Raw genomic sequence first — 21795 nt, 5'->3', positions numbered from 1 at the left:
GCGGCGGGCGGCTCAGACGGCGCGCTTCTTGAAGCGCTGCGAGCGCTTCGGGTGCCACCACTTGCCGGCGATGACGGTGCCTTCGGAGGCGATCTTGCGGTCGCCGATCAGGTGCTCACCCACCGTGTCCACATAGTCGAACCGCCCCTCGCGCACGGAGAGGATGGTGGCGTCGCCCGCGCTGCCCGGCTTCAGCGAGCCCAGCTCCGGCCGCTTCAGCGCCATGGCGGCGTTGACGGTGGAGCGGGCGATGATCTCCGGCAGCGGCATGCCCAGCATGAGGAACTTGGACATGGTGGTGACCTGGTCGAACGCCGGGCCCTCGATGCACAGGGTGTGCACGTCCGAGGAGATGGTGTCCGGCGGGAAGCCGTTGGCCAGCATGGCGCGGGCGGTCTTGAAGGCGAACGAGCCCTTGCCGTGGCCGATGTCGAAGATGACGCCGCGCTTGCGGGCCGCCCACACCACCGGCTTCACCGTGCCCTGCACGGTGGCGGGCGAGTTGGGGAAGGGGCGGAAGCAGTGGGTCAGCACGTCGCCGGGGCGCAGGCGCTCCACCACCTCCTCATAACTCGGCGGCGGGTGGTCGATGTGGGCCATCAGCGGCAGGCCGGTCTCCTCCGCCACCTGGAGCGCGATGTCGAGCGGCGCGATGCCCGAGGTGCCGGAGGCATGGGCGCCCACCCGGACCTTGATGCCCACGATCACGTCGCGGTTGGCGTCCGCCACCTTCACTGCGTCGATGGGGTTCATCAGCCGCATCTCCTCGCTCTCGCCCACCATGACGCGCTGGGAGAAGCCGTAGATGCCGGCGTGGGAGACGTGCAGATAGGCCAGGATGCGCACCTGACTCGGCTCGATCACATGCTTGCGGAAGCCGGCGAAATTGCCCGGCCCGGCGCTGCCCGTGTCCACCGCCGTGGTGACGCCGGAGAGCTTGCAGAAGTCTTCCGCGTCGATGCCGAGCGAGGTGCCGCCCCAATAGACATGGGTGTGCAGGTCGATGAGGCCGGGCGAGACGATGTAGCCGGAGACGTCGCGCACGTCGGTGGTGGCGTCCGCCTTCAGAGTCTTGCCGACCTTGGCCACCTTGCCGCCGCTGAAGGCGACGTCGGCGATGCCGTCGAGGTTCTGCGAGGGGTCGATGACATGACCGCCGCGCAGGATGAGATCAAAAGCCATGGGATATGCGTCTCCGGGACGAAGAAAAAGCGGAGGAAGGCCGAATCAGGCGGGCGGGATGGCGCCGGCGCGCTCGGCGATCAGCCGGTACTGCTCGGGCTGGCGGTGCCGGGCGAAATTGAAGGTGGTCTCCTTGTAGGAGGCGCACAGGTCGAGGTCGCAGCGGGCGATCACCAGTTCGTCGTCCTGGGTCAGCGCCTGGGCGACGATCTGCCCGGTGGGGGCGATGATGGCGGAGGCGCCGATCATCTCGCAGCCTTCCTCCACGCCGCATTTGGCGGCGCCCACCACCCAGGTGCCGTTCTGGTAGGCGCCGGCCTGCATGGCGAGGTGGTTGTGGAACTCCGACAGCCGGTCATGGTCGGGGGCGGGGGGATTGTGGCGCGGCGTGTTGTAGCCGACGAGCACCATCTCCACGCCCTGAAGGCCCATGACGCGATAGGTCTCGGGCCAGCGGCGGTCGTTGCAGATGGCCATGCCGAGCACGCCGCCCATGGCGCGGGCCACCGGCCAGTTGAGGTTGCCGATCTCGAAATAGCGCTTCTCCAGATGCTGGAAGGCGCGCCAGGGCTCATGCTCGGCATGGCCGGGCAAGTGGATCTTGCGATATTTCAGGGCGATGGCGCCGGTCTTGTCCACCAGGATCGAGGTGTTGAAGCGGCGCAGCCGGCCGTCTTCCTCCACCAGTTCGGCGAAGCCCAGGTAGAAGCCGATCTTCAGCCGCCGGGCGAGGTCGAACAGCGGCTGGGTTTCCGCCGAGGGCATCTGCCGCTCGAAGAAGCCGTCGATCTCCGTCTGGTCTGCCATGAACCAGCGCGGGAAGAAGGTGGTGAGCGCCAGCTCGGGGAACACCACGAGATCGCAGCCGTGGGTGCCGGCCTGCCGCAGCAGGGCGCACATGCGGGCGACGGCGGACGCGCGGTCGTCGGCGCGCTGGATCGGGCCGAGCTGGGCCGCGGCGACCGTCAGGAACCGGGACACGGGCCGGTTCCGAGCAACGTGGATACGCGCACCTGGATATGTCCTCCCGCCGGACGGCGCCCCGCTGGACCCGCCCCGGCCATTCAGCAAATTGCGTGCCATGCGCTGGGATGTGTTCCGGTGGTATTCCAGTTGGATTGCTTGCGTGCCCGCTCCATGGGCATGGTTCCGGACTGCACGCGGAACAGGCAGATTGACCAAGATCGATGCGAACGGCCGACGGCGGCCCGCGCGGCAGGGGGGCGCGGCCCAGGCGGGATGGCGCGGACAGGGAGACGCGGCAGGGCGGCGGCCCCCGGGGCGGGCGAGATTTCTGCTGAACGCGGGCGGCGGACGGCCTACATGCAGGCGGAACGGGGCGCCCCCGCCCCGCCGCCAGACCGGGACACTGCCGAACCATGACCACCGCCGACGCCCTCGCCGCGCTGCCGACGCCGAGCCTCATCCTGGACGAGGCCCGGATGCTGCGGAACATCGCCCGGCTCCGCGCCCATCTCGACGGGCTCGGCGTCGCGCTGCGGCCGCATCTGAAGACGCTCAAATCGGTGGACGCCGCGCGCGCCGTGCTCAAGGGCGGCACCGGCCCGGCCACCGTCTCCACTTTGAAGGAGGCCGAGGTGTTCGCCGCCGCCGGCGTCACCGACATCCTCTACGCGGTAGGCGTCGCCCCGCAGAAGCTGGCGCGCGTCCTGGCGCTCAGGGCCAGGGGCTGCGACCTCGCGGTGGTGCTGGACAGCCTGGAGCAGGCCGAGGCGGTGGCCGCCGCCTCCCGCGCGGCGGGCGATCGCATTCCGGCGCTGATCGAGATCGATTGCGACGGCCACCGCGCCGGGATGAAGGCGGACGATCCGGCGCTGGTGGCCATCGGCCGCGCGCTGGAGGAAGGCGGGGCCGCGTTGCGCGGCGTCGTCACCCATTCCGGCGGCAGCTATGGCGTGGTGGGGGCGCAGGCGCTCGCCGCCTTCGCCGAGCAGGAGCGTGCAGCGGTGGTGGCGGCGGCCGAGGCGCTGCGCGCGGCCGGCCTGCCGTGCCCGGTGGTGAGCGTCGGCTCCACGCCCACGGCGCATTTCGCCCGCGACCTTTCCGGCGTCACCGAGGTGCGCGCCGGGGTGTTCGTGACCTTCGATCTGGTGATGGCGGGCATCGGCGTCTGCACCACGGACGACATCGCCCTGTCGGTGCTGGCGACCGTCATCGGCCACCAGAGGGAGCGCGGCTGGATCCTGGTGGATGCGGGCTGGATGGCGCTGTCGCGGGACCGGGGAACCGCAGGGCAGGCGGTGGACCAGGGCTATGGCGTGGTGTGCGACGCGCAGGGCCGCGTGCTGGACGATCTCATCGTCGTGGCGGCAAACCAGGAGCACGGCATCATCGGCCTGCGCCCGGGCAGCGCGGCGGCCCTGCCGGAGCTGGCGGTGGGCGCGCAGGTGCGCATCCTGCCCAACCATGCCTGCGCCACCGCCACCGAGTTCGACGGCTACGAGGTGCTGCCCGCCGACGGGTCGGCGGGCCTGCGGCACTGGCCCCGCTTCCGGGGCTGGTGATTCGATCCCGGCCGGCCGGCGGCATGGCGCCGCCGGCCGGCGGGTTTAAGGCTCAGACCGTCGCCTTCAGACCGTCGCCTTCTTGGCGCGGCGCACCGGGGCCTTCTTGGCGGCCGGCTGCGGCTCGGGCTTGCGGCCGAGGCCCATGGTGCGGGCGAGCTCGGAGCGGGCGGCGGCATAATTGGGGGCGACCATCGGATAGTCGCGCGGCAGGCCCCACTTCTCGCGATAGGCGTCGGGGGTCATGTTGTAGGCCGTGCGCAGGTGGCGCTTCAGCGACTTGAACTTGCGCCCGTCCTCCAGGCAGATGATGAAGTCCGGCGTCACCGACTTCTTGATCGCCACGGCGGGCTTCAGCTCTTCCACAGGTTCCTCGGCCGGCGTGCCGAGCTTACCCAGGGTGGTGTGGACGCTCTGGATCAGGCTGGCAAGGTCGCTCACCGCAACGGTGTTGTTGCCGACATAGGCGGTCACGATGTCCGCGACGAGATCCAGATGGGTTGAGCTTTTGAGAGCGGACATGACGTCACCTTTTGCTTGAAGCTGATCAGGTGCTTGAAGCCTGTTCTGATGAGCGATGCAACTCTAAACCGCTGATCGCGCCAAAGTGCAGTGCTCGGAAGATGCGATTAACACGTTTCTGCGGGTATCGGCCAGCCATCACGCCCATAGATCTTGCCGTGTGCCGGATGTTCCCGGCAAAGAAGTGTTTGTTGGCACTGCCAATCTATGGTTGAGCCTGCCGCCGCCGCAATTATACGAAACCGCCGGAGGACAGGCCCCGCGGCCCCGCCGGGCAGCCGGGGGCGGCGGGCGGCATCGCCGATCGCGGGCATCATGCGCCATGCCTTGCGCGGCGCCCGGGCGGGAGGTCGTGGCCAAGGCGCGACCGCCTTGCCTTTTCGGGTCACCTCGCGCACCAATGAAGCCCGTTCGCTGGCAAATCTATTGGCTGAATGAGTTCCCCCGCACCGGCTTTGCGCAACACCAATCCCGATCAGCTCGATCTGATGGTGCGGGTCGCCTCGCCCATGGGGTGGCTGGTGCTCGCCGTCTTCCTGTGCGCGGTCTTCGGCGGGCTGGCCTGGGCGGTGTTCGCCACCGCGCCGATCAAGGTGGCCGGCACCGGCGTGCTCCAGGGCAGCGGCGGGGTGATCCTGGTGTCCGCGCCGGGCAGCGCGCCCCTGTCCGCCCTGAAGGTCAAGGTGGGCGACAGCGTCCGCGCCGGCGAGATCGTCGCCACCTTGTCCGATCCGGTGCTGGACGCGCGGGTGGAGACCATCGAGGCCCGCATCGCCCGGCTGGGGGAGGAGCAGGCGAGGCTCGCCGCCTTCCATGCCCGCGAGAAGGAGGTGCGCGCCCGCGCCGATGCCCAGCGGCGGGACGGGCTGGAGCGCACCATCCAGCAGGCCAGGGAGCGCGAGGCCGCGCTCGGCCAGGTGCTGGCCAACCAGCGCGACCTGCTCGGCCGGGGCCTCGCCACCCGCGAGCGCGTCCTCATCACCGAGAATGACCGCGAGCAGGCCCGGCGCGACGCCACCGAGGCGGCGAACGCTTTGAACACCCTGGTGGTGGAGGCGGACGAGCGCGGCATCCGCGCCGAGCGCGAATTGCTGGAGGTGGACACCAAGCTGAACCAGGGCCGGCAGGAGCTGGCCGAGGTGATGGCCGAGCGCTCCGCCCGCACCGAGGTGCGCGCCCCGGCCGCCGGCCGGGTGATCGAATTGTCGGCGGCGCCGGGCGACCGGGTGGCGGCGGGCGGCGCCCTCATGCGGCTGGTGCCGGACGGCCGCAACGTCCCCGGCGCGGGCCTCGTCGGCATCCTCTACGTGCCCACGGCGGACGGCAAGAAGGTGCGGCCCGGCATGGCGGTGCAGGTCATCCCCTCCACCGTGCGGATCGAGCGCGAGGGCTTCATCCAGGGCGAGGTGGTCCGCGTCTCCGAGACCCCGGCCACCCGTGAGGCGGTGCAGCAGACGCTGAAGAACGACGCCTTCGTCACCAGCCTCATGGCCAACGGGCCGCCGTTCGCGGTCGAGGTGGCGCTGAAGCGCGACCCCGCGACCGCCAGCGGCTTCGCCTGGTCGTCCGATCTCGGCGGCACCCGGCCGGTGGAGAGCGGCACGGTCATCAAGGGCAATGTGGTGGTCGAGCGCGTGCGCATCATGACGCTGGTGTTCCCCGCCTTCGACACGCTGCTGCACGCCCTCGGGGTGGCGCCGTGAGCGCAGCGGCCGCCGCCGGGGGCGAGGCCGGGCACGGGGTGCGGCACACGCCCTCCATCTTCCAGATGGAGGCGGTGGAGTGCGGCGCCGCAGCGCTCGCCATGGTGCTGGCGCATCACGGCCGGTGGGTGCCGCTGCCGGAGCTGCGCGAGGCCTGCGGTGTCTCGCGCGACGGCAGCCGCGCCTCCAACCTGGTGCGCGCCGCCCGGGCCTACGGCCTCACCGCCCAGGGCTTCCGCTGCGAGCCGCAGCACCTGGCCGAAGCGGCGATGCCGTGCATCGTCTTCATCAACATGAACCATTACGCGGTGCTGGAAGGCATCCGCGGCCGCAAGGTCTATCTCAACGACCCGGCGGTCGGCCGGCGGGTGCTGACGACGGCGGAGTTCGACGCGGTGTTCTCCGGCATCGTGCTGACCTTCGCGCCCGGCCCCGATTTCCGCCGCGCCGGCGAGCGCCCGAGCACGTGGCGGGACCTGTCGGCTTTGGTCGAGGGCGCCCGCGCGCCGTTCGCGCTGGCCCTGCTGGCGGGGCTCGGCCTGATCCTGCCCGGCCTTGTGGTGCCGGCGGCGACGCAGGTGTTCGTCGATTACTATCTGGTGGAGGGGCAGGCGGACTGGATGCTGCCGCTGCTCGGCGTTCTGCTGGCCACCGCGCTCATCCAATGGGGGCTCACCGCGCTCCAGAACATGCTGCTGGTGCACCTCCAGGCCCGCATCGCCATCCTGGCGGCGGGGCGGATGATCTGGCGCATGCTGCGCCTGCCCATCCGCTTCTTCGGCCAGCGCCACGCCGGCACCATGGCCGGCCGGGTGGACCTCGCCCGCCAGCTCGGGGCGCATGCCGCCGAGCAGACGGTGAAGGCCGGGCTGGCGGCGGTGAGCTGCGTGTTCTTCGCCCTGGTGATGCTGGTCTACAGCCCGATCCTGGCGGGCATCACGCTCGCCGTCACCGCCATTCTCATGGCCGTGTTCGCGCGGGTGCAAGGCCGGCTGGAGGAGCGCGCCCGCAAGGTGGGGATGACCGGCATCAAGGTGCACGGCCGCGCCATCCAGGGCATCGCCATGGTGGAGACGCTGAAGGCCAGCGGCACGGACGATGCCTTCTTCGGCCAGTGGGCCGGCTATCTGGCGCTGCTGGTGCGCGAGCGGCAGGCGGCGGGGCGCATCGAGGCGCTGCTGGGCGCGCTGCCGGACAGCCTGATGCTGGCCAATCGCGGCCTCGTGCTGGCGGTCTCCGCGTGGCTGGTGATGGAGGGCCGCCTCTCGGTGGGCGAGCTGGCCGCCTTCCAGACGCTGATCAATGCCTTCGCCGCGCCGCTGTCCAGCCTCGTGCTCCAGGTCACGGCGCTGAAGCAGGTGCGCGGCACGCTCGATCAATTGGCGGACGTGGCCACCACGCCCATGGCCTGGGAGTTCGACGACGGCCCCGCCGCCGCCCCCGCGCCCGCCAGCGCCACCGGCCGCGTGCGCAAGCTCAGCGGGCGCTCGGCCGTCGAGACGCTGGCCTTCGCCTACAATCCGCAGGGCGAGGCGGTGGTGAAGGGCTTCGACCTCGACCTGATGCCCGGCGCGCGGGTGGCGCTGGTGGGCGCCTCGGGCAGCGGCAAGTCCACCATCGGGCGGCTGGTGGCCGGCCTGTTCGATCCCCTCGGCGGCGAGGTGCGGCTGGACGGGCAGCCCATCCGCGCCGTGCCGCGCGAGGTGCTGCGCAATTCGCTGGCGGTGGTGGATCAGGACATCCTGCTGTTCGATGGCACGGTGCGCGACAACATCACCTTGTGGGACGACTCCATGCCGGAAAGCCGGATCGTGCGCGCCTGCAAGGACGCCATGATCCATGACGACATCGTCGCCCGCGTCGGCGGCTATGGCGGCCGGGTGGAGGAGGGCGGGCGCAACTGGAGCGGCGGCCAGCGCCAGCGCCTGGAGATCGCCCGCGCCCTCGTCGCCGAGCCCAGCCTGCTGGTGCTGGACGAGGCCACCAGCGCCCTCGACCCCGCCGTGGAGAAGGCGCTGATGGACAACATCCGCCGCCGCGGCTGCACCTGCCTCATCATCGCCCACCGCCTCAGCACCATCCGCGACTGCGACGAGATCATCGTCATGCAGGACGGCCGGGTGATCGAGCGCGGGCGGCACGAGGTGCTGATGGCGAGCGCCGGCCCCTATCGCCGGCTGGTGGAATCGTGAGCGCCGCCGGCCGCCCGCAGGAGCCGCCGCCGCCGCCGCCGGGCCTGGCGCTGGACGTGACCGGCAGCCGCCCGCTGCTGCTGGATGATCCCGCGCGCTGCTACCGGGTGCTGGACGGGGAGGTGCAGGTCTTCCTGGCCGAAGTGCTGGAGGACGGGCGCGCCGGCACGCGCCAGCACCTGTTCGCGGCCGGCGCCGGCGACCTGCTGTTCGGCATCGACACCGGCGGCAGCCTGCCGCCGGTGAAATTCCTCGCCGTCGGCACGCCGGATACCCAGGTGGCGGAGCTGCCGCGCGCCCTATGCGTCGCCACGGCGGGCCCGCCGCTGGCCGAGGCGGTGGATCGCTGGCTCACGGAGATGTCCCGCGCCATCTCCCGCCAGATCGTGCCCCGGCCGCGCTTCGACCTCGCCGTGGCCGGCGCCGAGACCCTCACCTTGCCCCGTGGCGGCAAGGTGAGCGCGGCGCACGGCGTCGCCTGGTGCGCGGCGGAGGGCGGGCTCTACCTGGACATGGAACTGACCGACGCCGCGCTGCCGGTGCCGGTGACGCCGGACAGCTGGCTCACCGTGCCGCCGGAGGCGCCGGTAGAGGTGCGCGCCACGGCCGACCTGATCGCCGCCGGCCTGCTGCCCGCCGCGCTGGACCGCTTCCACGCGCTGGCGGTGGAGGTGCTGCCCTTGGCGCTCCGCCTCGCCGCCGTGGACGAGCTGAACCGCCTGCGCACGCGGGCGGCGCAGGACCGCCGTTCCGGCGACCTCGCCTTCGAGACGCTGGGCGCGGTGCTCGGCCCGGGCCGGCGGCGGGAGGGCGCCCCGCCCTCCGGGCAGCCGCTGGTGCTGGCGCTGGCGCATCTGGGCGCCGCGCTGGGGTTCGAGGTGCGCCTGCCGATGCTGCGGGACGACGAGCAGCGCCCGTTCGCGCTCGATGCGCTGGTGCGCGCCAGCCGCTTGCGCATGCGCGCCGTGCGGCTGGAGGCGGGCTGGTGGCGGCGGGATTCCGGCGCTTTCCTGCTGCTGCGCCCCGACCCCCTGGGGCCGGTGGCGGTCACCCCCGCCGGGCGCGGCCGCTACAGCCTCTACGATCCGCAGGCGCGTGCCGCCCGACCCTTGCCGGCGGCCGAGGCGGCGGCGCTGGCGGGGGAGGCGTTCGCGCTCTATCCGCCGCTTCCCGAGCGTCCGCTCACCATGGGCGATCTCGCCGCCGGCATCCTCAAGGCCCGCGCGCGCGACCTGGCGGCCATCGCCGGCGGCACGCTGCTGGCCGGCGTGCTGGCCATGGGCGTGCCACTGGCCATGACCTACCTGCTGGAATCCGTCATCCCCGACAACAGCCTGTTCAAGATCGTGCAGGTGGGCGTGGCGCTGATGGTGCTGGCGGGCATGACCTTCGCGCTGCGCCTCGCCTCCCAGCTGCTCATGCTGCGCATCGAGGGGCTGGAGGGCAGCCGGCTCCAGGCGGCGGTCATGGACCGCATGCTGCGCCTGCCCACCGGCTTCTTCCGCGGCTTCACCACCGGCGACATGGGCACCCGCGTCATGGCCATCGCCCGGCTGGAGAAGGCGCTCACCGCCTCCATGGTCGGCTCGGTGATGACCGGGGTGATGGCGCTGGTCTCCTATGGCGTGATGCTGGCCTATTCCTGGCGGCTCGCGCTGGTGGCCATCGCGCTGACGCTGCTGCTGGGCGCCGTCACCGTCGCGCTCGGCCTGCTGCGGGTGCGCCACGAGGGCGACGCCATCCGCCGCGACGCGCGCATGTCCGGCCTCACGCTGGAACTGGCGGCGGGCATCACCAAGCTGCGGCTGGCGGCGGCAGAGGACCGCGCCTTCTTCCGCTGGGCGCAGCTTTATGCGGCGGCCAGCCGCTCGCAGCTCGACGCCGACCGGGCGGCGAGCCTGCTCGACACGGTGAGCGCCGGCTACCAGGTATTCGCCATGGCGGTGCTGTTCGCGGTGTGCGTGTTCGGCGGCTTCGCCGACACCATCGGCCTCGGCCTGCTGGTGGCCTTCGTCATCGCCTTCACCTCGGCGCTGGAGGGGCTGAAGGGGCTGGCGCAGGCGGCGGTGGAGGTGGTGGCGCTGGCGCCCGTCGCCCAGCATGCCCGGCCCATCCTCCAGGCCCTGCCGGAGGCGGACGCGGACAAGGCGGACCCGGGCGAACTGTCCGGCGCCGTCGAGATTTCGCGCCTGACCTTCCAGTACCAGCCGGACGCGCCGCGCATCTTCTCCGACCTCACCATCGCCATCCGGCCGGGCGAGTTCGTCGCCTTCGTCGGACCGTCCGGCACGGGAAAGTCCACCTTGTTCCGGCTGCTCTTGGGGTTCGAGCGGCCGGACTCCGGCGTCGTGCTCTATGACGGCGTCGATCTCGCCGGGCTCGATATCCAGGCGGTGCGCCGGCAGTGCGGCGTGGTGCTCCAGAACGGCCGGCTGATGCCCGGCACGCTGATGGACAATATCCTCGGCTCGGCCGGACACCTCGGCATCGAGGCGGCGTGGGACGCCGCCCGGCAGGTGGCGCTGGAGGCGGACATCGAGCGCATGCCCATGGGCATGCATACGGTGGTCACCGATGGCGGCTCGGGCCTGTCCGGCGGGCAGGTGCAGCGGGTGCTGCTGGCCCGCGCCTTGGTCAGCCGGCCACGCATCATGATGCTGGACGAAGCCACCAGCGCGCTGGACAACCGCACCCAGGCGGCGGTCACCGAGAGCCTCAATCGCATCGCCGGCACCCGCCTGGTGATCGCCCACCGCCTCTCCACCATCGCGCGGGCGGACCGCATCATCGTGCTCAACAACGGACAGGTGGAGGAGGAGGGCAGCTATGACGCGCTGATGGCGCGCGGCGGCTTTTTCACCGCCTTCGCCCGCCGCCAGCTCACGACCTGATCCACGCCTCAGCGCGGCGCCGGCCAGGGCAGCAGCACGTCGCAGGCGCATTCCGGCGCCAGCCGCCGCACCAGCACGTGGCCGATCCCCGCCCAGCCGCGGAACAGCGCGGCATCCTCCGGCGCGCCGGGCGCGCCGGCGGCCAGCATGCGGGCCCGCCCGGCCGCCCAGTCGGGCAGGCGGGCGGCGAGGGCGGCGTCGATGTCCGTTTGCAGGCCGGGTTCGCCGCGCCCGGCGATCACTGACAGCACCTCCAGGCGGCCGGCCTCGCCGCAGCACAGGTCGTCCACCTCGTTCACCGGCGTGATGCGCGCCGTCTCCAGCGCGATCCGCGCGCTGTCGCCCAGCCCGGCGTCCTCGCCCAGCGCCGCCCCTATCGCCGTGCGGGCAAGGGCGATGCCCGGCGCGCCATGGCACCAGGACGACAGGTGGTGGCCGGACCCGCCGCCGGACGGCCAGTTGCGCGCCTGCGGGTCGAACAGCGTGTCCTCATAGGCGAGCGCCTCCCGCGCGGCGGCGAGGGCCTCGCTTTGCCCGGTGAGGGTGTGGATGTGGACCAGCGCCGCCGCCATGCCGGCGGCGCCGTGCGACAGGCCGGGCAGGCCCGGGCGGCGGCGGTCCGGCCAGTGGCGCAGGCCGGGCGCGGCGGGGCGGGAGGCGGCGAGGATGGCGGCGCCGCAGGCGCTGAGGGCGGCGGCAATGCACGGATCCTCGGGACATTGCCGCGCCAGCGCCGCCAGCCCCAGGGCGAGGCCCGCCGCGCCGTCCATCACATCCGCCGCGCCGGGAGCGGCCGCCAGGGCGGCGTCGGCGGCCTTCGCCAGCGCCAGCGCGTCCTGCGCCAGGGCGGGGTCGTCCAGCAGCCCGGCGCACCAGGCGAAGGCGGCGACCATGCCGCCGAGGCCGCGCCCATAGCCGGGGCCGAACCGCGCCGCCAGGCGCGCGCTCTCGCCGCGCCGGACGGCGGCGCGCAGCGGGTGCAGCGCCTTGCGGCACAGGCCGAGCATATGCTCATCCTCAAGCGCGCGGCCGGCCTCGGCGAGGAACACCGCCGTGCCCGTGGCGCCGTAGCAGAGGCCCGGACCGGCTGGGGCCACCAGGGCCGGGATCTGCTCCCACAGCCGCACCCATGTGGCCCCCTCAGTGCCCTGCGGCACCGCGAGGCCGGCGATGCGGTCGGCGATGCCGCGCAGCACCGCGCGCGGCTCCGGGGCGGCCGGGGCCGCCTCCGCGCGCGCCTGTGCCGGCGGCGGGCGGCGGAGCGCGGCGCGCACCAGAGCGGCGCGGTCGGCGATCGTCGCCGCATCCAGCGCGGCGAAATCGGCGGCCACGCGGTCGTACATCGGGATGGCGAACACCGGGCCGAGGCCGGCGCCTTCGACGGAGGCGGCCTCGCGCCTGCCCGGCGTGAAGGTGAAGGCGGGAATGTCGAGGCGGGCCAGCGCCACGGCCTCGGCCGCCAGCACGGCGGCCCAGGCGCGCGCGTCCGCGATCAGCGGCGGGCGGCCGGCGGCGCGGGCGGCCCGCCGGGTGAACGCGGCCTCGGCGCGGGCGCCGTCGCCGGAAAGCGCCGAGGCGGCCAGCAGGGCGTAGAGGTTGGTCGGCGCGCACAGCAGCCGGCACGGCACGTCGCGGAACCGCGCCAGCGCGCCATCTGGGGCCGTGAGGTCGGCCCGGCGACGCAGCAGCGCCGCCAGCGTGGCCTGGAAGCCGTGCGCCACCTCTCCGGCGAAGTCGCGCACGTCCAGCACGGCCTCGCCCAGGCGGGGGCCTTCCGCGAAGCTGGGAACCAGCCGGTCCGCCAGATGCAGCCAGTCCGTCCCGGCGTGCGCGACGTGGGTCTCGGGCCTGAGCGGCACCGGGCCGGCGCCGGCGGCGGCGATCGCCACCAGCGACGCGCCGCCGTCGAACGCGGTGAACACCGGCAGCAGGCCGTTGGAGAACAGCAGCGGGTCGTCCAGCGGGTCGGGCAGGCCGAGGTCGGCGGGGCTCGGCTGGAACAGGCATTCCAGATCGACGATCACCGGGAATGCGCCGGCCGGGACGAGATTGTCCGGATGGATGTCGCCGCCGCGCAGCAGGCCGAGCAGGGCCAGCAGCCCGCCGCAGCGGGCCATGTAGGCGCGGGCCGCGTCCATGTCGCCGAGCGGGGCGGGCGCCACCCATTCCATCCAGCCGTGGTCGCCTTGGTCCAGCACCCAGGGCGCGTATTGGCGGGGCGCCCGGTCATCGTCCGCGAGCGTGCCCAGCAGCGCGCCGAAGGCGGCCTCGGCGGCCAGGGCGCGGGGCTTGTAGGCGAGGCGCGTGCCGTCCGCGAAGGTGACGCGGATGACGCTCCTGCCGCCCGCATGGGGATCGGACAGGCCGAGCGCGAGATCGGTGATTTCCGGCACGCTGCCGCCCCAGGCGGGGTGGCGGGCGCAGAGCGAAGGGCCGTCCTGCGCCAGATGGCGCGCGAACGAGGCAAGGTTCCGCTCGCGGTCGGCGCAGAGCGTGGCGAGGCGGTCGCGCAGCACCGGCCAGGCATCAAGGCCGGCGTTGCCCAAGGCGGCGACGAAGGCGGCGACGAAGGCGGCGTAGCGCTCGCGGGGCACTCCGTCCGGGGCCGCGTCGAACAGGCGCGCCACGGCGGGGAGCGGCGCATCGGCGCGGAACGCCTCCACCAGGGCCGGGGCGGCGACCTCGCTCAGCCGCGCGCCGAGCGCCGCGTGGAGCGCACCATGGACGCCGGGCGCCACGGCGATGCCGGTGAGCGCTGCGCGCAGGCGCGGGGCGGCCGGTTCCAGCAGGGGGCTGAGAAGATCCAGGAAGGGCGCGGTCGTGGACGGCACGGGGACGCTCTCCGGTGGTGCTTTCCTGGTGGCGCTCTGCGGGCGGCGCTCTGCCAGTAGCGCTTTCCTGGCCGCGAGCCGGCCGCTGGCGTCTGCCACGGCCGACGGTCCGGCGCGGCGTCATGCGGCGGTTCGGGCGCGCGTGGCGGCCAGGCGCGGCGGCGCGCCCGGCCGGTGCTGTCGGACAGGAGCGGCGGGGCCGCCGCCGGTCACTTGGTGAAGATGCAGTAGCAGCCCTTGGTGAAGATGCAGTAGGGCGAGCCGCCGCCGGAGACATGGTCGAGCGCGGCGTCGTCCAGGGGCTCCATGCTGGTGGGCGCGCTGGTGTCGCGCGCGGCGAACACGCCTTCGATCTCTGCCTGCGTCAGCTGGATGCCGCGCGTGGCGGCGAACTCGGCCAGCGCCTTCGCGGCGAGCTTCACGTCGCCGGAGCCGGCGATGCCCTTCAGGATGTCCGTGTCCGACGCGATGAGCGCCTTCAGCTTTTCCAGCTCCGGATTCTGCTCGGCCATGTGTGTTCCCCCCAAGGATGGAACCTTGGCGATACACGGCAAAACGCGGCCGATCAAGCCGCAGCCCGCCACGGGCGCGTGCCCGGCACCCGAAGCGATGCCCCCGCGGATCAGCCGGCCAGGAAGCCGCCGTCCGCGCACAGCACGTGGCCGACGATGTAGCCGGCCTCGTCCGACAACAGCCAGGTCACGGCGGCGGCGACTTCCTCCGGGTGGCCCATGCGGCGCAGCGGCAGGCCGGCGGCCACGTGGCGCATGTCGGCGATGCCGGAGGCCAGCATCATGTCGGTGACCACCCGGCCGGGCGCCACCGCATTGATGCGCACGCCGCGCGGCGCATATTCCATCGCCGCCGACCGGGTGAGGGCGATGGCGGCGGCCTTGGAGGCGCCGTAGAGCGACAGGCCGGGGTTCGGGTTGCGGATGCCGCTGACGCTGGTGTTGTTCACCATGGCGCCGCCGCCGGCCGCGAGCAGCGCCGGGATCTGGTGGCGCATGGCGTTGAACAGCGCGCGCACATTGGTGTCGAATACCTGGGCGAAGGTGGCTTCGTCCTGCTCGGCCAGCGGCGCCCGCTTCTCCTGGAAGCCGGCATTGTTGAACACGGCGTCGAGCCGCCCGAAGCGCGCCAGCGCGGCGGCGACCAGCCCGGCTGCATCCTCCTCCCGGGTCACGTCCGTGGCCACGAACAGGCTCTCGGCGCCGGCCTCGCGCACCGCCTCCGCCACCGCCGCGCCCAGCTCCGCGCGGCGGCCGGCGATGACCACGGCGGCCGCGCCTTCCTGCGCCATGCGCACGGCGGCGGCCCGGCCGATGCCGCTGGTGGCCCCGGTGACGAGGCAGATCCTGCCGGCCAGCCGGCCGTTCGGCCGGGGATCGGGCAGGGGGCCGGCGAGGTCGGCCAGGGTCGGGGCGCTCATGGCCGGCGCCGCGTGAAAAGCTGGTTCATGATGGTCTCCCCGAGACGGCCGGCCGCGCATCGCCGCGATGGCGCGCCGCCGCCATGGAGACACCGGCTCCCGGCCATGGCCACCCGAAAATCGCGGCGCGGCGGCGGGCGGCGCGCCAGGACCGCCTTCGGGACCGTTCAGGCGGGCGTGCGCAGCAGGCCGGCGGCGATCTTCTCGGCGATCATGATGACCGGGATGTTGGTGTTGGCGCTGGGCAGGCGCGGCATCACCGAGGCGTCGGACACATAGAGATTCTCCGTGCCGATGACCCGGCCGGTGGGATCGACCACCGCCTCGGGGTCGTCCGCATCGCCCATGCGGCAGGTGCCGCTGGCGTGCCAGACGCCGAACACGTTGGCGCGCACGAAAGCCTCCAGCCGCGCGTCGTCGGCGAGGATCGCGCCGATGGCCCCGCCCGACATGAAGCGCCGCAGCAGGACGCCGCGCAGGGCGGCGGGCACGTCGAGCAGTGCGCCGAGCACGGCGGTCAGCGCCGCGTTGCCGGGCGACACCGCGCTCAGGCGCTTGATGGCGGGCGTGAAGCCGGCGGGGAACAGGTCGGCCGGATTGGCATTGAGCGCGTCGCTCACCACGAGGCGCACCAGCAGGCGGACGCCCGCCATCATCCGCGCCACGTCCTGCGGATGGCCGAGCAGGCCGAGATCCACGTCGGGATAGGCCATGGGATCGGCCGAGGCGAGGCGCACGCGCCCGCTGGATTGGGGCCGGTTGCACCACAGGAAATAGAGCCCGAGCCGGCGGCCGAGCGCGTGCCAGCCGGCCCGCGCCGAGGCGGTCATGTACATGTCCGACGCCTCGGCCCCGGCGACGCCGGAGGAGAAGCGCAGCGCGGCGAAGCTGGCACGCCGGTAAGCGGCAGGCAGGCGCAAATGCGCCGGCAGATACTGGCAGAAGGTCAGGGTGGGGTGGTCGCGCAGGTTCCGCCCCACGCCGTCGCGGGCGAGGACGACGGGAATGCCCAGCGTCGCGAGATCGGCGCCGGGGCCGATGCCGGCGCGCATCAGCAAGGCCGGCGTCTGCAGCGCCCCCGCCGTCACCACCACGCGCCCCGCCCGGACGGTCTCGCGCCGGCCTTCCCGCGCCACCTCCACGCCGGTGGCGCGGGGGCCAGCCATCATGAGCCGCACCACCTGCGCCTGCGGCCAGATGGCGAGGTTCGGCCGCGCCCGCGTCGCCGCATCGAGATAGCCGACGGCGGTGGACACCCGCCGGTCGTGCTCGTTGCTGAAGGCGGGCGGGAACACCCCGTCCTCGAACGCGCCATTCTGGTCGCTGAGGCGCGGCAGGCCGCCGGCGGCGAACGCCCGGGTTGCCGCCTCCGCGAACGGCGGCCAGTCCGGCGGCAGGATGCGGCGGATGGGGATGGGGCCGTCCGTGCCATGCAGCGGGCCGCCACAATCGAGATCGCGCTCCAGCCGGATGAAGAACGGCAGCACGTCTTCCCAGCCCCAGCCGGTGGCGCCGAGCGCTGCCCATTCGTCATAGTCGCGCGGCAGGCCGCGATTGGCCGACTGCACGTTGACGCTCGAACCGCCGCCCATGACGCGGCCCTGCTCATAGGCGCGCACGCCCGCCGTGCCGTCCGGGCGGGTGGTGGTGCGGGCCGTGAGGCCGGGCCACAGGAAGCGGTCGCCGTGGAACAGGCCCATGGGATAGCTGTCCGAGATGGCGGCCGGCACCGCGCCGGGCGGCGTGTCCGCCCCCGCCTCCACCAGCAGCACCCGCGTCCGGGCGTCGGCGGACAGGCGGTTGGCCAGCACGCAGCCGGCCGAGCCGCCGCCGACGATGACGTAATCGAAGACAGGTGCGTCGCTGGAAGCCATGGGATGCTCGGAACCTCGGGCCGGAAGCGGGGCGGGCGCTCAGACGACGCCGGCCTCCTGGTAGATGTGCTTGATCTCCATGAAGTCGATCAGCGCGTCATAGCCGTGCAGCCGGCCGAGGCCGCTGCGCCGGTAGCCGCCGGTCTCGGCCTCGGCGAACAGCTTGTTGTGGTCGTTGATCCACACCGTGCCGTTGCGCAGCGCGCGGGCAACCCGCAGGGCGCGGGCGCCGTCGCGGGTCCACACGCTGGCGGAGAGGCCGAAGTCCGTGTGGTTGGCGCGCCGCACCGCGTCGCGCTCGTCGGCGAAGCGCTCGATCACCAGCAGCGGCCCGAAGATCTCCTCCTGGACGAAGAAGGCGCCGGTGTCCTCGTGCGCCACCAGCGTGGGGGTGAGGAAGAAGCCGCGCTCCAGCGCGCCGCCGGGCCGGGTGCCGGCCAGCACCACCTCGTCGGCGGCGGCCATGGCCTCCTCGATCCGCCGGCCCACGGAGGCGCGGGCGGCGGCGTCGATCAGCGGGCCCATCTGCGAACCCGCCGCATCGCCGGGGGCGACCACGAGGGCCTTCAGCGCCGCCTTCATCTCGTCGTAGCGGCTCTCGTGCACCAGGATGCGGCGGGCGGCGGTGCATTGCTGGCCGGCGATGATGGTGGCCGCCGCCGCCAGCTTCGGCGCCACGGCGGCGACGTCCGCATCCTCGAACACCAGGCAGCAGGACTTGCCGCCCAATTCCAGCGACAGCTTCTTCATGGTCGGCGCCGCGTCGGCCATGATGCGCGCGCCGGTGGCGTTGGAGCCGGTGAAGGAGATGACGTCCACCTCCGGCGAGGTCACGAGGCACTGCGCCACCGCATGGCCGGTCTCGCTGACGAGGTTGAGCACGCCCTTCGGCAGCCCCTCCGCCGCGTGCAGCGTGCGCAGGATCTCCGCCGTGACGAGGGCGGTCTGCGGCGCCGGCTTCACCACGCAGGTGCAACCCGCCGCCAGCGCCGGGGTCAGCGCGCGGATCAGCAGCACGGCGGGCGCGTTCCAGGGGATGATGAGGCCGGCGACCCCGGCCGGCTCCTTCAGCAGCGTGGCGAAGGCGCCGGGCTCCACCTCCAGCACATGGCCGGGGATGTGGCGGGCGAGGCCGGCATAATAGCGGATCTCCGAGATGGCGCCGGCGATCTCGCCGCGCGACTGGGCCAGAGGCTTGCCGTTCTCGGCGGTGAGCAGGCGCGCCAACGCCTCGGCCTTGTGCTCCATGGCGTCGGCCCAGCGCAGCATGACCATCTGGCGCAGGCGCGGGGCCTGCGCCCAGTCCGGCCGCTCGAAGGCGTGGCGGGCGGCGGCGATGGCGGCTTCCGCGTCCGCCCGTCCGCCGGCGGCGAAATGGCCGAGCACGGCGCCGGTGGCGGGGTCGAGGCTGGCGCCGGTGGCCCCGTCGGCGGCGCCCTGCCAGGCGCCGTCGATGAGGTGCTGCGCGGTGAGCGGCGAGATGGCGGTCATGGATGCCTCCGGCAGGGTCAGCGGGCGCCGTGCCCGGCCTTCAGGGCGGCCGCGCGCAACTGGGTGAGCGTGGCGCTGGGGGTGATGGCGTCGGGATCGATCTTCAGTTCCAGCAGCGCGGGCCGCGACTGCTCCGCCGCGAAGGCGCGGGCGCGGGCGAAGGCCGGCGCGAAGGCGGCAGTGTCCTCCACCCTCTCGGCGAAGGCGCCATAGGCGCGGGCGAGGGCGCAGAAATCCGGGTTGGTGAGCGCGGTGGCGAACACGCGGCCGGGATATTCCTTCTCCTGGTGCATGCGGATGGAGCCGTACATGGCGTTGTCCACCACGATCACCACGACGCCCGCCCCATACTGGCAGGCGGTGGCCAGTTCCTGCCCGCTCATCAGGAAGCAGCCGTCGCCGGCGAAGCAGACCACCTCGCGCGCGGGATGCAGCAGCTTGGCGGCGATGGCGGCGGGCAGGCCGTAGCCCATGGCGCCGGAGGTCGGCGCGAGCTGGGTGCGGAAGCCGCCGTAGCGGTGGAACTTGTGCACCCAGATGGCATAGTTGCCGGCGCCGTTGGTGAGGATGGCATCCTTCGGCAGGGTCTCGCGCAGATGCAGCATCACCGCGCCGAGATCGAGCGCGCCGGGCATGGGGCCGGGCGTCTGGTCGGCCAGATAGGCGGCGCGCGCCGCCTTCACCTCGCCGCTCCATCGGGACCGGGTGTGCCAGCCGGCGGCGGGCTTGTGGCGCAGGGTGGCCGCGGCGGCGGAAAATTCGCGCAGGCCCGCATTGATGAACAGGTCCGCCTGGTACACCCGGCCGAGTTCCAGCGGGTCGGCATGCACATGGATGAAGCGCTGGGCGGGGCGCGGCACGTCGAACAGGGTGTAGCCGCTGGTGGTGGTCTCGCCGAGGCGCGGGCCGACCGCGAGGATGAGGTCGGCGGCGCGCACCCGCTCCACCAGCCTGGGGCTGGGGCCGAGGCCGACGTGGCCGATATAGTTGGGGTGGTGATTGTCGAGAATGTCCTGGCGGCGGAAGGCGGCGGCCACCGGCAGATCGAACGCCTCGACGAAGCGCTGGAAGTCGCGGGTCGCCGGGGCGTCCCATCCGCCGCCGCCGACGATCACCAGCGGGCGCTCGGCGGCCTCCAGCATGTCGCGCATGCGCTCCATCTCGGCCTGTCCGGGATGGGCGGCGACGCGCCGGTAGGCCTCCGCGTCGGCCGTGACGGCGCCGCCCGCGAGCATGTCCTCCGGCAGGGCGACCACCACCGGGCCGGGGCGGCCGGAGACGGCGACGTGGAAGGCGCGCGACACCAGCTCGGGCAGGCGCTCGGCCTGGTCCACCTCCACCACCCATTTGGCCATTCCGCCGAACATCTGCGGGTAGTCCACCTCCTGCCACGCCTCGCGCCCGCGCATGGCGCGGCCGACCTGGCCGATGAACAGGACGAGGGGCGTGGAATCCTGCGAGGCGGTGTGCACGCCGATGGCGGCGTGGCTGGCGCCGGGGCCGCGGGTGACGAAGCACACGCCCGGCCGCCCGGTGAGCTTGCCATAGGCTTCCGCCATGTTGGCCGCCGCCGCCTCGTGACGGGTGACGATGGTGCGGATGCGGTCGGTGGCGCCGGCGAGGGCGTCGATGGCGGCAAGAAAGCTCTCGCCGGGAAGGCAGAACACCGTGTCCACGCCATGGATCTTCAGCGCGTCCACGAGGATCTGGCCGCCGGTACGCGAATGCGACGTCTCAATCATGGTCCTGCCCGTGTGCTGGATCGAGGTCCGCGCCGGCCCGTGCGGCCGGCGCGGAAGGAGTATCAGCGGAACTGGCCCTTGGTCTCCGGCACGATGAGGGTGCCGATGAGGTAGAGCACGAACACGCCGCCGGCGAAGATGGACAGCGACAGGGGGATGTCGGCGGGCGTCGGGCTGGCCAGCGAGACGAAGGTCGGCATCATGCCGCCGATGGCGAAGCCGATGTTCCACGACAGCCCCGTCCCGGTGGCGCGCATGGCGGTCGGGAAGCGCTCGTTGAGGAAGATCAGCACCGGCGCGTAGCCGGCGTTGCCGACGAAGGCGATGCCGAGCGAGAACAGCACGATGGAGGTGAGGTCGGTGGTCCTGGCCATGCCGAGATAGAAGGTCGGCAGCAGGATGATGGCGAGCACGCCGATGATCAGGAACGTTTTCTTGCGCCCGATCACGTCGCTCAGCATGCCCACCAGCACCGCCGCCACGAAGGCCGAGACGCTGCACGCCATGAGGATGTAGGACGAGACGTGGTTGGGCAGCTGGTTGATGAGCTTCAGGAAGGTCGGCATGTAGCCGGACGTCAGATAGTAGCCCGCGCCGCCGCCGATGGTGATGAGCAGGTTGACCAGCAGCACGTTGCGATAGCCGCCGGAGAACAGCTCCTTGAGCGGGGTCTTGGCCGCCTTCTTGGCCGCCTTCTGCTTCTGCATCTCCTTCCAGAACGGGGACTCCTCCAGGTTGCGGAAGATGAACCAGCCGAGGAAGGAGGACAGCAGGCCGGAGAAGAACATGAAGCGCCAGCCCCATTCCGCGAACGCCTCGCCGGGGAAGACGGTGGAGGTGATGAGGAAGACGATGGAGGCGAGCAGGGCGCCGATGCCGGCGCCGCCGCCGCCCACCAGGCCCGACATGAAGCCGCGCCAGTTCGCCGGCACGGATTCGGTGCCGATGGTGTGGGTGGAGGCCACCACGCCGCCCACGAACACGCCCTGCACGAGGCGCAGCGCGAGGAAGATGATGGGGGCGGCCGCGCCCACCTGGTGGATGGTGGGCAGCAGGCCGAAGGCGGCGGTGGAGAAGCCGACGCCGACGATCGCCACCAGCATGGCGCCCTTGCGGCCGTGGGCATCGGCATAATGGCCGAAGATGGCCGAGCCGATGGGCCGCATCAGCAGCGTCACGGCGAACGAGGCGTAGACCGCCGCCAGCGACCATGTGGGATGGGTGGAGGGGAAGAACAGCTGCCCCACCACCGGCGCCACATAGAGCAGGATGAACAGGTCGAACAGATCGAGCGACCAGCCGAGCACCGAGGCGATGATGGCGCTCATCATCTGCTTGTTGTCCACCGGCCGCGCAGCGGCGCCGGTGGCGGGGATGTCACTTGTCGACATTCTTGGTTTCCTCCCTGGA

General features: G+C 72.7%; 14 protein-coding genes. 4 read left to right on the top strand and 10 right to left on the bottom strand.

Going from position 1 to position 21795, the window contains the following annotated elements:
* Nucleotides 1-12: 12 nt before the first annotated feature.
* A complete protein-coding gene (locus YU1_RS0102120; protein WP_029002672.1) occupies nt 13-1182 on the bottom strand; it encodes an amidohydrolase/deacetylase family metallohydrolase in 1170 nt (389 codons plus the stop codon).
* A gap of 45 nt (nt 1183-1227) precedes the next feature.
* Nucleotides 1228-2163 carry an N-carbamoyl-D-amino-acid hydrolase gene (locus YU1_RS0102115; RefSeq protein WP_029002671.1) on the bottom strand — a complete coding sequence of 312 codons (936 nt, stop codon included), beginning with the start codon at nt 2161-2163 and terminating at the stop codon, nt 1228-1230.
* 398 nt (nt 2164-2561) lie between these two features.
* Here YU1_RS0102115 and YU1_RS0102110 point away from each other — a divergent pair, with 398 nt between their 5' ends.
* Nucleotides 2562-3707, top strand: a complete 1146-nt coding sequence (locus YU1_RS0102110) for an alanine racemase (RefSeq protein WP_029002670.1) — start codon at nt 2562-2564, stop codon at nt 3705-3707.
* A 66-nt stretch (nt 3708-3773) separates the two neighbouring features.
* Here YU1_RS0102110 and YU1_RS0102105 read toward each other — a convergent pair whose 3' ends face one another.
* Complete coding sequence (locus YU1_RS0102105) at nt 3774-4229, bottom strand: Ros/MucR family transcriptional regulator (protein ID WP_029002669.1); 456 nt, start codon at nt 4227-4229, stop codon at nt 3774-3776.
* Nucleotides 4230-4663: 434 nt separating this feature from the next.
* On the opposite strand from YU1_RS0102105, the gene YU1_RS0102100 reads away from it, so the two are divergent.
* Genes YU1_RS0102100 through YU1_RS27480 form a run of 3 tightly spaced genes read left to right on the top strand, consistent with a single transcriptional unit; the run spans nt 4664 to nt 11015 of the window.
* Nucleotides 4664-5932: an NHLP bacteriocin system secretion protein gene (locus YU1_RS0102100; RefSeq protein WP_084539592.1), complete on the top strand. Its 1269-nt coding sequence runs from the start codon at nt 4664-4666 to the stop codon at nt 5930-5932.
* Nucleotides 5929-8124 (top strand): NHLP family bacteriocin export ABC transporter peptidase/permease/ATPase subunit, encoded by a 2196-nt coding sequence (locus YU1_RS0102095; RefSeq protein ID WP_029002667.1) that lies wholly within the window; start codon nt 5929-5931, stop codon nt 8122-8124. Before YU1_RS0102100 ends, YU1_RS0102095 begins: the two co-directional genes overlap by 4 nt.
* Nucleotides 8121-11015: an NHLP bacteriocin export ABC transporter permease/ATPase subunit gene (locus YU1_RS27480; RefSeq protein ID WP_051356367.1), complete on the top strand. Its 2895-nt coding sequence runs from the start codon at nt 8121-8123 to the stop codon at nt 11013-11015. The genes YU1_RS0102095 and YU1_RS27480 overlap by 4 nt, the downstream gene beginning before the upstream one ends.
* Nucleotides 11016-11023: 8 nt before the next feature.
* On the opposite strand, the gene lanM is transcribed toward YU1_RS27480, so the two are convergent.
* The 7 genes from lanM to YU1_RS0102055 form a co-directional block, all read right to left on the bottom strand.
* Complete coding sequence (lanM, locus tag YU1_RS0102085) at nt 11024-13846, bottom strand: type 2 lanthipeptide synthetase LanM (protein ID WP_029002666.1); 2823 nt, start codon at nt 13844-13846, stop codon at nt 11024-11026.
* A 209-nt stretch (nt 13847-14055) separates the two neighbouring features.
* On the bottom strand, nt 14056-14358 hold the full coding sequence (locus YU1_RS0102080; RefSeq protein WP_029002665.1) for a hypothetical protein: 303 nt from the start codon (nt 14356-14358) through the stop codon (nt 14056-14058).
* Between the two features lie 110 nt (nt 14359-14468).
* Nucleotides 14469-15278 carry an SDR family NAD(P)-dependent oxidoreductase gene (locus YU1_RS0102075; protein ID WP_084539590.1) on the bottom strand — a complete coding sequence of 270 codons (810 nt, stop codon included), beginning with the start codon at nt 15276-15278 and terminating at the stop codon, nt 14469-14471.
* Nucleotides 15279-15445: 167 nt separating this feature from the next.
* The gene (locus tag YU1_RS0102070; RefSeq protein ID WP_029002663.1) at nt 15446-17152 is read right to left on the bottom strand and encodes a GMC family oxidoreductase; all 1707 of its coding nucleotides are present in this window, start codon (nt 17150-17152) and stop codon (nt 15446-15448) included.
* 39 nt (nt 17153-17191) lie between these two features.
* On the bottom strand, nt 17192-18643 hold the full coding sequence (locus YU1_RS0102065) for an aldehyde dehydrogenase family protein (protein WP_035713236.1): 1452 nt from the start codon (nt 18641-18643) through the stop codon (nt 17192-17194).
* Between the two features lie 17 nt (nt 18644-18660).
* Entirely contained in the window at nt 18661-20385 is a 1725-nt protein-coding gene (locus YU1_RS0102060) for a thiamine pyrophosphate-binding protein (protein ID WP_029002661.1), read from the bottom strand.
* A gap of 62 nt (nt 20386-20447) precedes the next feature.
* Nucleotides 20448-21776 (bottom strand): MFS transporter, encoded by a 1329-nt coding sequence (locus YU1_RS0102055; protein WP_029002660.1) that lies wholly within the window; start codon nt 21774-21776, stop codon nt 20448-20450.
* Nucleotides 21777-21795: the final 19 nt, after the last annotated feature.

Source organism: Azorhizobium doebereinerae UFLA1-100 (assembly GCF_000473085.1).
GTDB lineage: Bacteria > Pseudomonadota > Alphaproteobacteria > Rhizobiales > Xanthobacteraceae > Azorhizobium > Azorhizobium doebereinerae.
The sequence above is the reverse complement of the archived record's forward strand: the minus strand, read 5'-3'. Positions and strand labels throughout refer to the sequence as shown.